The sequence below is a fragment of the Agrobacterium sp. CGMCC 11546 genome, from assembly GCF_013365515.1.
GTDB lineage: Bacteria > Pseudomonadota > Alphaproteobacteria > Rhizobiales > Rhizobiaceae > Agrobacterium > Agrobacterium fabrum.
This window is the reverse complement of the sequence record NZ_CP047387.1, coordinates 2299782-2313328: the sequence shown is the minus strand read 5'-3', so window position 1 is coordinate 2313328 and position 13547 is coordinate 2299782. Positions and strand designations below refer to the sequence as shown.

Genomic DNA, 13547 nt, shown 5'->3' with positions numbered 1-13547 from the left:
GTGCATCGCCATCGGCAGCGCACCATATTTGCAAAATCTGAAATTCATATTATTGTTCGGGAGAAAACGATCAAGTATGTCAAAATGAAAACACTATTCCAAAAAGACGGATAATAGCTTCATGGATCAGCTCTCCGCTATGCGGGTTTTTACGCGGGTCGTGGAAACCGGCAATTTCAGCCGCGCCGCCACCGCGCTGAACATGCCCAAAACCACGGTGACCAATATGGTGCAGGCGCTCGAGGCGCATTTGCAGACCACGCTTCTCAACCGCACCACGCGGCGGGTGATGCTGACGACGGACGGCGCTCTCTATTATGAGCGGGCATCACAGATTTTATCGGAAATCGAAGAGTTGGACGGCAGTATGTCCAGCGCGCAAGTGCAGCCATCCGGCCGGTTGCGGGTGGAAATGGCCGGTGTCTTCGCGGACCTGGTGGTTATCCCACATCTTTGCGAATTTTACCAGCGCTATCCGCAAATCCGTCTCGATCTCGGCGTCGGCGACCGTCTGGTCGACTATATCGCGGAGAATGTCGACTGTGCGCTGCGCGTGGGCGTGCTGCGCGATCAGTCGCTGATTGCCCGTAAAGTCGGCGAGCTGCGGTTCGAGACATTCGCCTCGCCATCCTACATCGAAAATTTCGGCATGCCGCGCGAGCCGGAGGATCTGGAGAAGGAACACTATTCGGTTGGTTACCTCAATGCCACCACCGGCCAGATCATGCCGGCCTCCTTCGACAATGGCGTGCGCAGCGTCGAGCTGACCCCGAATTACGTCGTCTCGGTGAATGACAGCCGCACCTATCTCAATGCGGCGCTGGCCGGCATGGGCATCGTGCAGCTTCCCGTCTTCATGGTAAGGGATGCGCTTTCGCGCGGTGAACTGGTGCCGGTGCTTTCGGAGTGGCGGCGCGAAGCCATGCCGATCTATGTGGTTTATCCGCAGACCCGGCATGTGACCAACAAGGTGCGCGTTTTTGTCGACTGGCTGGCGAAGCTGGTTCACGGTCTGGTGTGAGGCGGGCGGCGAATGCTCGTGGCCGGGCATGAGCCACAGCCGCCGCAAATTGTCTTATCTATCTGGAAACTGGAGCGGGCGAAGGGATTTGAACCCTCGACCCCAACCTTGGCAAGGTTGTGCTCTACCCCTGAGCTACACCCGCTCAAAATCCGCCGGTCCGGGGTAGTTCGCTGGACTGCGGGTCGCCGAAGTTCGGCGACGGCTGCTATATCGCTCAATCGATTTTGGAATGCAATAGTTTCTTTTGCGGTTTCGGTGGAAATCCTTCCGGCCGCGGGTTTATTCCAAAGGGTGCAGCCGATGCGGCTCCGGATGGAGGCGGGAGCGGGCGAAAGCGTTGTTTCGGCTAGTCTTTATTCCATCGGCGAAGGGTGCACGAACGACCGATAATGCAGAAAATAACCCGTTTACATTTGGTTAAAATCTGATTCGACAAGTGATTCGTTCAGGTGTACAAAATTGATGCCCACGGAAAAACAAACGATACTTGGCATATCATCATCGGGAGGATGAGCCTTGTCGTACGCAGCTTTTGAAAGAGTCGGCGCGCAATTGTCGCCAGAACAAATCACCGATTTGCAGAATATTTTTGATGGTGTTTGTTTCGAGTGCCTTCAAGATCGCAGCAGTCATGTTGCCAATGAATGTGCAGCAATTTTGATCCGTAGCGCCCAGCGCGGCATTCTGGATCATGAAATGTTGCGCGACATAGGGCTTGCGGTTCTGCGCCGCCATTGATGACATCATCTCTACGAAAAAAGCGCCCGAATCTCTCGGGCGCTTTGCTGTGATGAGCCTGTTGGAAATTCTTCCGGCTCAGCTCTTTTCCTGCACATGGGCTTCGAGGAACCACAGTGACTTGTCGAGATCGCGCGAGGCGGCGGTGAAGATATCGGCCGTCGTCGGATCGCCGGCTTCGTCGGAATCGTCGATCGCCTTGCGGATCATGTTGGCGACTTCGCCATAACGCTCGATCAGAGCGTCGAGATGATCGTGGATTTTATAGATATCGGTCGGATAGGCCTTGAGCTTCGTCGTCGAGGAGACGGCTTGCAGGCTGCCGAGTGCGGTGCCACCCAGCTGCACGACGCGTTCGGCAATCGTATCGCCGTGATTGTCGAGCTGGGTGCGGAAGGTGTCGAGAAGTTCGTGGACGGCGATGAATTGTGGGCCTTTCAAGTTCCAGTGCGCCTGCTTGGTGACAAGCGCGAGATCGATCACCGAGGCGAGAGATTCGTTCAGAATGCCGATCACGGTCGACTTGGCGTTGGAAGGCAGGTCGTTCTTCGTCTTGTGCGTCTTCATCGATGTCTCCTGAAGTTGCGGACGGAATGCCGCTTTGGAAAAGTCTGTCGATTAACGTCCGGGCCTGTGGCCCTGTTCCATGTTAAGCACTGCGGCGGCAAAAATCCTGCGCAATCATCATGTCATTCGTAAAACAGGCAGATGCGGCGGCCGTCTATCTCTTCGACGCGGATCGGCATGTCGTAGATAGCCTCAAGGATATCAGGGCTGATGATCCCGTCTGCCGGCCCGTGGTGGCATATACGGCCTTCGCGCATGGCGATGATGGTGTCGGAATACCAGGAGGCGAAGTTGATGTCGTGCAGCACCAGAACCACTGTTTTCTTAAGCTCGTCTGCGGCGCGGCGCATGATCTTCATCATGCCGGAAGCGTGTTTCATGTCGAGATTGTTGAGCGGTTCGTCGAGCAGTACGTAATCCGTATCCTGACACAGCACCATAGCCACAAAGGCGCGCTGGCGCTGGCCGCCGGAAAGCTCATCCAGAAACCGGCCGGCCAGGTTTTCGAGATGCAGATATTCCAGCGCCCGGTCGATATGGACCTTGTCCTCAATGGTGGGACGGCCCTTGGAATAGGGGTAGCGGCCAAAACCGACGAGGTCGCGCACCGTCAGCCGCGAGGAGATGCGGTTGTCCTGCCGCAGAATGGAGAGCCGCTTCGCCAGCGTGTCTGACGGGGTTTTGGTCACATCCAGCCCGTCCACCGTGACGGTTCCCGTGTCCATCGACATCAGTCGCGCCACGATGGAGAGCAGCGTCGATTTTCCCGCCCCGTTCGGGCCGATGATGGAGGTGACGCCGCCTGCCGGAATGGAGACGGAGACACCGTCGACGACGAGCGTATCGCCATAGGATTTGCTGATCTGACTGGCGATGATCATCGCGCACCCCGCTTCAAGATAAGACCGATAAAAACGATACCGCCCAGAAATTCGATGATGATGGAAAGCGCCGTATCGAAGGCGAAAACCCGCTCCAGCACCACCTGGCCACCGACAAGGCAGATGACGGCAATGAGGATCGCTGCCGGCAGCACACAGGCATGTTTGCCGTTGCCGGTGAGATAATGGGCAAGTGCGGCGACCAGCAGGCCGAAGAACATGACCGGGCCGACGAGCGCGGTGGAGACGGCGACCAGCACAGACACCAGCACGAGGATGATGGTGACCGTGCGTTTATATTCGACGCCGAGGCTGATGGCCGTTGCCCGGCCCAGCGAGAGAACATCGAGCGTGTGCATGAGGCGCAGCCCGATGATGGTCACGACACCGATGATGATCGCCGAGATCGTCAGAAGCGTGGGATCGATGGAGTTGAAGCTGGCGAACAGCACATCCTGCAGCACGGTATATTCATTGGGGTCCAGCACGCGCTGCATGAAGCCCGAGAGGCTGCGGAAAAAGACGCCGAAGACGATACCGACCAGTACCAGAAGATGCAGGCTGCGTTCTGCACCGACAAAAAGCCAGCGATAGAGCAGGGCGGAAAAGATGACGAGCAGCGCGGTTTCGACGATGAACTTCAGCTGCGGATCGATCATCACAACGGTTGCCGAGCCGAAGACGAAGATCAGCCCGGTCTGCATCAGCACGTAAAGCGAATCGAAACCCATCACCGACGGGGTGAGGATGCGATTGTTGGTGACTGTCTGGAATAGCACGGTGGAGACGGCAATGGCATAGGCCACCAGCAAGAGCGACAGAAGCTTGATGCCGCGAAACGGCAGCACGAAGCTCCAGCTGCCCTTTGCACTGAGCGTCATGAAGGCGGCCATGCAGATGAGGGCGACTGCCGCAAGGATGATGATAACGGTTTTCGCGCGCCGGTCGGGATGTCTCTCATGCATGGTGACGTTTCCGCAGCAGGAGATAGAGGAACAGCGCGCTGCCGATAACGCCGACCACGGTTCCGATCGGGATTTCGTAAGGTGCGCGCACGGTCCGGCCGATGATATCGCAGGAAAGCACGAAGACCGCGCCGAGCGTTGCCACCCAGGGCACCGAGCGGCGCATATTGTCGCCGATCATCAGGCTGACGACATTCGGCACGATCAGTCCGAGAAAGGGGATCATGCCGACCGTGACCACCACCACCGCGCTGACCAGCGAAACGATGGTGAGGCCAAGCGCCATGACCCGGCGATAGTTGAGGCCGAGATTGGTGGTGAAATCGCGTCCCATGCCGGCCACGGTGAAGCGGTCTGCGGCGAGATAGGCGGCGATGGCGAAGAGGAAACCGACCCACAGCAACTCATAACGGCCACGCAGCACGCCGGAAAAATCCCCGGTCATCCAGGCGCCGAGTGATTGCAGCAAGTCGAAACGATAGGCGAAGAAGGTGGTGACGGCGGCAATGACGCCGCCCAGCATGATGCCGATCAGCGGCACCAGCAGTACGTCGCGCAGCGGCACCTGTCTCAGAATACGCAGGAACAGCGCGGTGCCTGCCAGCGCGAAGGCCGCGGCCACCAGCATCTTGCCGAAGATGGGCGTTTCGGGTGCAAGCAGGGTGACGACCAGAAGGCCAAGGCCGGCGGATTCGGTGGTGCCTGCCGTTGACGGTTCCACGAAACGGTTGCGCACCAACATCTGCATGATGAGACCGGCAATCGCCATCGAGCTTCCGGCGAGGATCAGCGCCAGTGTGCGGGGAATGCGGCTGACCACCAGCACGCGCAGGGCGTCGGCGCTGGTGTCCTGCGCAAAAAGCGTGGCGAGCGACACATTGCTGACGCCGACGAACAGGCTGGTGATGGCGAGCGCCAGAGCCAGAAGAAGAGCTGATATGAGGGGCAGGGATTTCACGTTGGTGATGTTTCGAAATTGGTAGACGTTCAGGCGACCTCGCAGGGTATTGAGGGGGGCCAGACCTCTCCTCCGTCATCCTCGGGCTTGGCCCGAGGATCTGCAACCGATTGATTTAATTCGACGTGATTAGATCCTCGGCACAGGGCCGAGGATGACGCGGAGTTTGGCGCAGCCTTCAGAAACAGGTGCCTACCGTGTTTACGACTTCTTCTCGGAGACGGCCTTGTAGACTTGATCGAGCAAAGTGGTAAGCGCCGTATAACCGCTGCTGACGATATAGGCTGCCTGCGGATCGAGATAGACGATCTGCTTTTTCTTCCAGGCATTGGTCTGGTGGACCAGTTCGTTATCCAGCACCTGTGCGGCCGCCTTGCCGGGGTCGGTCGCGCGGCCGATACCGGCGTCACGGTCGATCACGAAAAGCCATTCGGGATTGACCTCGGCCAGATATTCGAAGGAGACGACATCGCCGCGATCGAAGCGGTCGTCGATGTCGGCCGCGACCGGCTTGAAGCCGATTTCGGTGTGCAGCCAGCCGGTGCGGGAGCTCGGGCCATAAACGCCGACCTTGCCGGCATTGGTCAGGAGGATCATCGCCGTGCCGGAATTCGAGGCGATCTCCTTCAGTCTTGCGACCTTTTCATCGATGGCGACATCGAGCTTCTTGGCTTCTTCCTGCTTGCCGAAGATATCGCCGAGCTTGGTGATATTGCCTTTGACGCTTGCGATGAATTCCTTGGAATCGATCGACATGTCGACGGCGGGCGTGATCTTCGAAACGTCGGGATATTTCGCCCGCGAACGGCCGCCGACGATGACGAGGTCCGCCTCGGCCGCATTGATCGCCTCGTAATCGGGCTCGAACAGCGTTCCAACCTTGAGATATTTGCCGTCGGCATATTTCTGCAGATAGGCGGGCAGGTTGGAACCGACGACACCGGCGGGCTCGACACCGAGTGCATCGAGATTGTCGAGCGAGGGAATATCCAGAACCAGAACCTTCTTCGGTGCCGCTTTCAGTACCGTCTCGCCCTGAGTGTGCCGGATCGTCATTTCCTCGGCACTCGCCGTCATTGCACCAAGGCTGAAGGCCGCTGCCGCCAGCAGCCGAACGGGGAAGGTGAGGTTGATGGCCACGAATATGTCCCTTGCAATATTGTTTTGAGCCGGCGGAAGGTTGTCCCGACGGGTTAACTTGATGTTCGCTGTCAGCTTTATTGGCAAGGTCGGCGGAAATCAAAATTATGTTTTAGAACGGTTCTGAATTGCGGTGAGCGGGAAAGGGGGGTCGGCCGGGGTAGTAAGGCTGGGTGTGAGCGCATGGAATGCGTCCCCTCAATCCTGCGGCCAGTCGCCAACGATTTCCCGTCTCTCGAGCTTGAGGGACCGGTCCGGCTGCACCCGATAAGTTTCAATCGCCAGCCGTCCGTCGCCCATCACGAATTCGTTGCTGAGCGTGCTGCCGATGGGGGACTTGGTCAGTTTGGTTCGCGGTTGCCCACCATAGGTGATGCTGCCGGGAATGGGTTCCACATCGGGTGCCGCGGTGGCGCAGCCGGCGAGCGCCAGAACCATCATGATTGCGATCGTGCGCATGTTTTTCTCCTGCGTTTGGGGCGGAATCATATCACGGTCGCGCCCGCGCTTCACATCCCGTTGGCGTGAACAAAAAAAGGCCCCGTATCCGGAGATACGGGGCCAGTTGCCTTGGGAGGTTTCCGGTTTCTCAGTCCTCGTTGGCGGCAAGCTGCGACAGCACCTCGCCGCGGCCGCGGATACGCATGATCAGCGGGACGATGAAGGCGGCAGCCGCCACGATGAACAGGCCGACGGCGATCGGCGAAGTGAGCAACACGGTCGGGTCACCCTGGCCGATGGCAAGGGCACGGCGAAGCTGCTGTTCGGCAAGCGGACCGAGGATGAGGCCAACGACCGCAGGCGCAATCGGATAACCGAAGATGCGCATGATATAGCCGAGGATACCGAAGGCGAGCAGCATGCCGAGTTCGAACACCGACGGGTTGGCGCCGATGGTGCCGAGGGTGGCGAACAGCAGGATGCCGGCATAAAGCCAGGGTTTCGGAATGGTCAGCAGCTTCACCCACAGGCCGACGAGCGGCAGGTTAAGCACCAGAAGCATCAGATTGGCGATGAACAGGCTGGCGATCAGGCCCCAGACGAGCTGCGGATTGGTGGCGAACAGCAGGGGACCCGGTTGCAGGCCGAACTGCTGGAAACCCGCGAGCATGATGGCGGCGGTCGCCGTCGTCGGCAGGCCGAGCGTCAACAGCGGCACGAGCGTACCGGCGGCGGAAGCATTGTTGGCGGCTTCGGGGCCGGCGACGCCTTCGATGGCGCCGTGACCGAATTCTTCCGGATATTTGGTCAGTTTCTTTTCGGTCGCATAGGAGAGGAAGGTGCCGATTTCAGCACCGCCCGCCGGCATCGCGCCGATGGGGAAACCGATCAACGTGCCGCGCAGCCAGGGCTTCCAGGAGCGCGCCCAGTCCTGCGCGCTCATCCAGACCGAGCCTTTGACGGCCTCGACCTTTTCGTCGCCGCTATTGCCCTGTGCGACGATGAACAGCGTTTCGCCGATGGCGAACATGGCGACTGCAAGCGTCGTGACTTCGACGCCGTCGAGCAGGTCGGGAATGCCGAAGCTCATGCGGGTCTGCCCGGTCAGCTGGTCGATGCCGACGATGGCAAGCGCAAAGCCGATGAACAGCGAGGTGAGACCGCGCAGCGCCGAATCCCCGAAGGCGGAAGAAACGGTGACGAAGGCGAGCACCATCAGCGCGAAATATTCACGCGGGCCGAACACCAGCGCCAGCTTGACGATGTAGGGGGCGACGAAGGCGAGCGCGATGGTGGCGATGAGGCCGGCGACGAAGGAGCCGATGGCGGCGGTGGCCAATGCCGGTCCGCCTCTGCCCTTGCGGGCCATCTTGTTGCCTTCGAGTGCCGTGACGATCGAGGCGCTTTCGCCTGGCGTGTTGAGCAGGATCGAGGTGGTCGATCCGCCATACATGCCGCCATAATAGATGCCGGCGAACATGATGAGCGAACCGGCGGGATCGAGCCTGTAGGTGACGGGCAGAAGCAGCGCCACGGTCAGCGCCGGGCCGATGCCGGGCAGAACGCCGACGGCGGTGCCGAGTGTCACGCCGATCAGCGCGTAGAGCAGGTTCATGGGTTGGGCGGCAACCTCAAGACCGTGCAGCAGGAATTCAAAGGTACTCATGGGCAGATGTCCCCCAAGTCGAGCAGAAGGGCGGGCGGAACGGCTGGCATATGCGTCATCGCGCGCCGGCGGTTCCTGTGATCTCGAATAGTGGCTGGAATGGCTGTCAGAAAAACAGCCGTTCCAGAGGTCCTGCGGGCAGCGAAAGTTGCAGCAGCTGCGCGAAAACGACCCAGATGGCAAAACTCAGCACGATGCCAACAGGGATGGAGAACCAGAGCTTGCGTTTGCCGAAGGCGCGTGCCGTGAAGGCAAACAACAGTCCGGTGGCGATGGAGAAACCGGCGACGTTCAGCAGCAGCATCTGCGCGGCAAGGCCGGCGACGACCCAGATGACCGGGGCGATTTCCTGTTTGTCGCGTTCGGGAAAATCACCGCGCCATGCCTCGACGGCTGTCCACAGCGCCAGGCCGACAAGACAGAAACCGATGGCGTAAGGCACCGTTGCCGGGCCGACCGGCGAATAACCCGTGACGCTGGCGAGACGGGCGCTATCCCAGAATATCACGCAGGCGATGATGACGAGGAAGACGGCGATCGCCAGCGCCGCCCAGTCAGGGCGGCGCTTTTGATGCTCTAGAGGGTTGGAACCCTGGCTCATTTTACCAGTCCGATGTCTTTGAGGATGGCGGCGGTGGCGTCGGTGTCCTTGGCGAGCTGCGCCTTGAATTCGTCACCGGCGAGATAGGTGTCCATCCAGCTCTTGGTCTTCAGGGTTTCCTGCCACTTGGCGGATTTCACCAGCTTTTCGATGTCGGCATTGACGGCCTTTTCCTGCTCCGGCGTCAGGCCGGGAGGAGCGGCGACCATGCGCCAGTTCTGGACGACGACATCAAGGCCGCTTTCCTTGAGCGTCGGTGCATCAACACCGTCCAGCTTTTCTTCGCTGGAAACGGCAAGCAGGCGCAGCGTGCCGGCCTTGACCTGACTTTCGAATTCGCCGTAGCTCGAAATGCCGGCCGTGACCTGCGAGCCGAGGATCGAGGCGAGCGCTTCGCCGCCGCCGGAATAGGCGATGTAGTTGATCTTTGTCGGATCGACGCCGGCCGCCTTGGCGATCAGGCCAACGGCGATATGGTCGGTGCCGCCGGCAGAGCCGCCGCCCCAGGAAACGCTGCCCGGGTCCTTCTTGAGCTGGTCGACGAGGTCGCCGATGGTCTTCAGCGGCGAGGATGCCGGAACAACGATGGCTTCATATTCGCCGGTCAGGCGAGCAATCGGTGTTACTTCCTTCAGCGTCACGGGCGCGTTGTTGGTGAGGATCGCGCCGACCATCACGTAACCGCCGACGATGAGGGCGTTCGGATTGCCCTTCTGCTGGCTGGCGAACTGCGCAAGACCGATGGTGCCGCCGGCGCCCGGTACGTTCTGCACCTGAACGCTCTTGGAAATGCCTTCTTCCTGCAGCACGGTCTGCAGCGAGCGTGCGGTCTGGTCCCAGCCGCCGCCGGGATTGGCCGGGGCAATGATGGTGTAATCCGCTGCAACCGCCGGAAGAGCGATCACGCCTGCCAGGAATGTGCCGATAAGAAAATGCTTCACTTGGAAAACCCTCCTCAGGATGCCCTTTTGGGCGTCGTTTTTCGTTTATGCGGGGGGCTTTCAGGACGCGCTTATCCGTCGCTGCCACAGCAGCGCGGAGTTCCGGCGGTTCTCAAGATTTCCTCCCGCATCTTCTTCCGCCTCCACGGAATGAAGAAGGATTACAGAGCATCATAAAAAGCTGTCATTTAACTGACACTAAGCAAGCCTTTACTCATTTACTCTCTATTAATTTAGGAGGAACGTCCACTCGGATGTGGGGAATACTGGCTCCTTCAGTCCTTTGCTGGGTCACAGAAGCTCAGTCGACGCGCGCTTGCACGGCGAAAATCGTTCTTTCAATCAATGACTTGAGATAGCTTCGTGCGTTTGGTCAGCACCGCGATGCGGCAGGCGGGGATGTTATTGCGACCGCAACGCTTCGTTCCAGCGTTCGATCAACCGGCTGCGCTTGACCTGATCCAGATAGACCATAAGCCCGGGGCTGACGGGCACGGGCCGCAATTGCGCGCCATGGATGGCCTGCATGGTGTTGGCGGTGTTTTCACCCGCCACTTCAGGGCTGACGGCCGGGATCTGCAACTGCCGGGCCATGATCGTCTGGCCTTCCTTGGACATGAAGAATTCGAGGTAACGGCGGCCGAGTTCGGGATTGGCGGCGGCCTCCGGCACCAATCCGATGCGCGACATGACCACGGTATAATCCTTCGGCAGCACGATGCCGACATCGGGGTGGCGCGAGGCCCAGTCTGCGGCATAGGAGCCGAGAATATTATAACCCAGCACGAAACGGCCGTCGGAGACACGCTCCAGAATGGCCGAGGAGGTGGAATAGACCTTCACACCCGCCGCGCCCATAGCCTTGATGACGCTCCATATATCGCCAAACTGCTCCTGATCCCTTGACATGAACAGGAAGCCGACACCGGAGCGCTCGATATCGTAGGTGGCGATGCGGCCATGCACCTCTTTTGCGTGGCGTTCGAGATAATCGACAAATTCGGCGCGGGTGGCGGGTGGTTTTTCGGTGGTGAAACTCGGCTTGTGGTAGACGAAGACCGCCGGCTCGAAGGTCAGCGCATAGGCGGTGTTGCGCCAGTTCGCCCAAGCGGGCCAGCGGGCGCTCATGGCAAGATCCGAGCGTTGGGCGTAACCGTCATTGCTCAGTTTCACCTGCAGGTCCATGGCGGAAGAGAAGGCGAAATCGGCGGTCTTCTTGCCGGCATCGGTTTCCTTGACGATGCGGTCGTAGATTTCACCGGTCAGCATGTCCTCATAATGGACGGCAATATCGGGGTTGGCCTTTTGGAAGCCTTCGATCATCGGCGTCGCCAGCGGTTCATCCAGAGAGGAATAGACCACCAGCGTTTGGGCATCTGTCTTGCCCGATAGGGCCGGGAAAACGGCGACCTGCGCAAGCGCGGGTGAGGCCATGCAAAGACAGAGGCAGAGAAAAAGGCAGATACGCATGGAAAAGATCATGCCGCAGGCGCTTGCCATTCACAAGCGGCCAGGGCTTGGCTAAATTAGGATATTGTGGAGGGGAAGATTTGCGTATTTTGCTGGTCGAGGACAATCAGGTGCTGTCGGAGGGGCTTTCAGCCCTTCTGCGCGGCAGTGGTTATGCGGTGGATGTCGTTTCAGACGGCGCCTCGGCCGATGCGGCGATTGCGGCTGAGAGCTTCGACCTCGTCATTCTCGATCTCAACCTGCCGGAAATGGACGGTATCGAGGTGCTGCGCTCCATGCGCTCGCGTCAGGATAAGGCGGCGGTGCTGATCCTGACGGCGCGCGGCACGCCGGAGGAGAAGGTCAAGGGGCTCGATCTCGGCGCCGACGACTACATGATCAAGCCGTTCGACATCACCGAATTCGAGGCAAGGGTGCGGGTGCTCTTGCGCCGCAACGCCGGCCTGCGGTCCTCCGCGCTTAGTTTCGGCAAGGTGCTGCTCGATCTGACGTCGCGGACCTTTTCTGCCGATGGGCGCCCGCTCGATATTCCGGCGCGCGAGGTGGCGCTGCTCGAAGTGCTGTTCATGCGGGCGGGCAAGGTGGTCGCCAAGGAGGCGATCGTGCAGTCGCTGACCGGCTTCGACGACGATATTTCCGCCAATGCCATCGAGCAATATGTCAGCCGCCTGCGCAAGCGGCTCGCTCCCCACGGGCTGACGGTGAAGACGGCGCGCGGCATCGGTTATTATCTGGAAAAGCTGCCGGAGATGGCTGAATGAGACAGGCCGCCTATTCGCTCAGGCGGCGACTGTTAGGCTGGCTTCTCATCTCCACCGCCATCATCGGCTGCGTTGCTTTGACCGATACATGGCGTGAGGCGGTCAACACCGCCAATGTGGTGTCCGACCGGGTGCTCTCAGGTTCGGCGCTGGCCATTGCCGAGCGGGTGGTGGTGGCCGAAGACGGTTCGCTGGAAGTCGACATTCCCTATGTCGCGCTGGAAATGCTGACATCGGCAGCGCAGGACCGGGTGTTTTACCGGGTCGACGGGCCGAACGGGCAATTCCTCACCGGTTACCAGAACCTGCCGACGGTGGAGAACACGGCCGGCGATACGCCCGCCTATCGTGACGCGGTGTTTCGCGACGAGCCGATCCGCATCGCCGCTATCCGCCGGTTTGCTTCCACAGGTATCAATTCCGTGCCGTTTTCCGTCACGGTTGCCGAAACCACGATTGCCCGCAGCCAGCTGGCGCAAGCGATCATCCTGCGTTCGGCGCTGCGTCTGCTGTTGATGATCGTGGGGGCGGCGATCATCGTCTGGATCGCGGTGACGATTTCGCTGCGGCCGCTCTACCGGCTCAGCGAGGCGATCGCCGAGCGCAGCCCGAACGATCTGCACCCCATCCGCCAATCCGTGCCGGTGGAGGTGGAAAATCTGGTGGAAACCGTCAATTCCTTCATGGTGCGGCTGCAATCGGCGCTTGATGCGCTCCGGCATTTCACCGGCAATGCCAGCCACCAGCTGCGCACGCCGCTTGCCATTATCAGCACCCAGCTTGCGCTTTCCGCCCGCGCCGCAAGCCTTGAGGAGGCGCAGGCGGCGGCGCTGAAGGGCGGCGCTTCGGTGGCGCATGCCGAACATATCCTCGCCCAGCTGTTGCGCATGGCCAATATCGATGCGGCCGGCTCCAGCGAGAAACATGATTTTTCCGCCATCGACCTCGTGGCGGTGGCTCAGAATGTGACGGCCGATTTCGTGCCGCGCGCAGCCGACGCCGGCATCGATCTCGGTTTCGAAGGCGAGGGCGAGGCGACCATTTCCGCCGAGCCGCTCTTGATCGGCGAGTTGATCGGCAATCTCGTTTCCAATGCCATCAATTATGCCGGGCGCGGGGCGGAAGTCACCGTCCGCGTCGGCGGGCCAACGGGCGCGGTCTGGCTGGAAGTGGAGGATAATGGCCCCGGCATCCCCCCGGAAAAACGCGCCATGGTGCGCCAGCGTTTCGCCCGCGGCGAAGCCAATGCCGCCCCCGGCGCCGGCCTCGGCCTTGCCATCATCGAGGAAATCGCCGGCCTGTTTGGCGGGCGGTTGACGCTGGAAGACGGCGCGGACGGGCGCGGATTGAAGGCGCGGGTGGTTTTTGCCGCGCCGGAAAGAGCGGCATAGCAG

The 13547-nt window shown here is 60.2% G+C and carries 14 protein-coding genes and 1 tRNA gene; 4 read left to right on the top strand and 11 right to left on the bottom strand.

Going from position 1 to position 13547, the window contains the following annotated elements:
* Positions 1–121: 121 nt before the first annotated feature.
* Positions 122–1021: a LysR family transcriptional regulator gene (locus GSF67_RS11590; RefSeq protein ID WP_006312100.1), complete on the top strand. Its 900-nt coding sequence runs from the start codon at positions 122–124 to the stop codon at positions 1019–1021.
* Positions 1022–1091: 70 nt separating this feature from the next.
* Here the strand turns inward: GSF67_RS11590 and GSF67_RS11585 are convergent.
* Positions 1092–1166, bottom strand: a tRNA-Gly gene (locus GSF67_RS11585).
* 374 nt (positions 1167–1540) lie between these two features.
* On the opposite strand from GSF67_RS11585, the gene GSF67_RS11580 reads away from it, so the two are divergent.
* A complete protein-coding gene (locus GSF67_RS11580; RefSeq protein WP_161991265.1) occupies positions 1541–1762 on the top strand; it encodes a hypothetical protein in 222 nt (73 codons plus the stop codon).
* 78 nt (positions 1763–1840) lie between these two features.
* On the opposite strand, the gene dps is transcribed toward GSF67_RS11580, so the two are convergent.
* From dps to GSF67_RS11530, 10 genes are all read right to left on the bottom strand, one after another.
* Positions 1841–2329, bottom strand: a complete 489-nt coding sequence (gene dps / locus GSF67_RS11575; protein ID WP_006312098.1) for a DNA starvation/stationary phase protection protein Dps — start codon at positions 2327–2329, stop codon at positions 1841–1843.
* A gap of 122 nt (positions 2330–2451) precedes the next feature.
* Positions 2452–3210: an ABC transporter ATP-binding protein gene (locus GSF67_RS11570; protein ID WP_006312096.1), complete on the bottom strand. Its 759-nt coding sequence runs from the start codon at positions 3208–3210 to the stop codon at positions 2452–2454.
* On the bottom strand, positions 3207–4175 hold the full coding sequence (locus GSF67_RS11565; protein WP_006312094.1) for an iron chelate uptake ABC transporter family permease subunit: 969 nt from the start codon (positions 4173–4175) through the stop codon (positions 3207–3209). Before GSF67_RS11565 ends, GSF67_RS11570 begins: the two co-directional genes overlap by 4 nt.
* Complete coding sequence (locus GSF67_RS11560) at positions 4168–5133, bottom strand: ABC transporter permease (RefSeq protein ID WP_006312092.1); 966 nt, start codon at positions 5131–5133, stop codon at positions 4168–4170. The genes GSF67_RS11565 and GSF67_RS11560 overlap by 8 nt, the downstream gene beginning before the upstream one ends.
* A 201-nt stretch (positions 5134–5334) precedes the next feature.
* A complete protein-coding gene (locus GSF67_RS11555; protein ID WP_006312085.1) occupies positions 5335–6273 on the bottom strand; it encodes a siderophore ABC transporter substrate-binding protein in 939 nt (312 codons plus the stop codon).
* A 198-nt stretch (positions 6274–6471) separates the two neighbouring features.
* Positions 6472–6732 (bottom strand): hypothetical protein, encoded by a 261-nt coding sequence (locus tag GSF67_RS11550; RefSeq protein ID WP_035215028.1) that lies wholly within the window; start codon positions 6730–6732, stop codon positions 6472–6474.
* Between the two features lie 130 nt (positions 6733–6862).
* Positions 6863–8380 carry a tripartite tricarboxylate transporter permease gene (locus GSF67_RS11545; RefSeq protein WP_006312081.1) on the bottom strand — a complete coding sequence of 506 codons (1518 nt, stop codon included), beginning with the start codon at positions 8378–8380 and terminating at the stop codon, positions 6863–6865.
* Positions 8381–8486: 106 nt separating this feature from the next.
* A complete protein-coding gene (locus GSF67_RS11540) occupies positions 8487–8981 on the bottom strand; it encodes a tripartite tricarboxylate transporter TctB family protein (RefSeq protein ID WP_006312079.1) in 495 nt (164 codons plus the stop codon).
* Entirely contained in the window at positions 8978–9922 is a 945-nt protein-coding gene (locus GSF67_RS11535) for a tripartite tricarboxylate transporter substrate binding protein (RefSeq protein WP_006312075.1), read from the bottom strand. The genes GSF67_RS11540 and GSF67_RS11535 overlap by 4 nt, the downstream gene beginning before the upstream one ends.
* A 402-nt stretch (positions 9923–10324) precedes the next feature.
* Positions 10325–11404, bottom strand: a complete 1080-nt coding sequence (locus GSF67_RS11530; protein ID WP_010972346.1) for an ABC transporter substrate-binding protein — start codon at positions 11402–11404, stop codon at positions 10325–10327.
* 68 nt (positions 11405–11472) lie between these two features.
* Here GSF67_RS11530 and GSF67_RS11525 point away from each other — a divergent pair, with 68 nt between their 5' ends.
* Both GSF67_RS11525 and GSF67_RS11520 read left to right on the top strand, forming a co-directional pair.
* Positions 11473–12153: a response regulator transcription factor gene (locus GSF67_RS11525; protein ID WP_035215016.1), complete on the top strand. Its 681-nt coding sequence runs from the start codon at positions 11473–11475 to the stop codon at positions 12151–12153.
* Positions 12150–13544, top strand: a complete 1395-nt coding sequence (locus GSF67_RS11520; protein WP_006312069.1) for a sensor histidine kinase — start codon at positions 12150–12152, stop codon at positions 13542–13544. Before GSF67_RS11525 ends, GSF67_RS11520 begins: the two co-directional genes overlap by 4 nt.
* Positions 13545–13547: the final 3 nt, after the last annotated feature.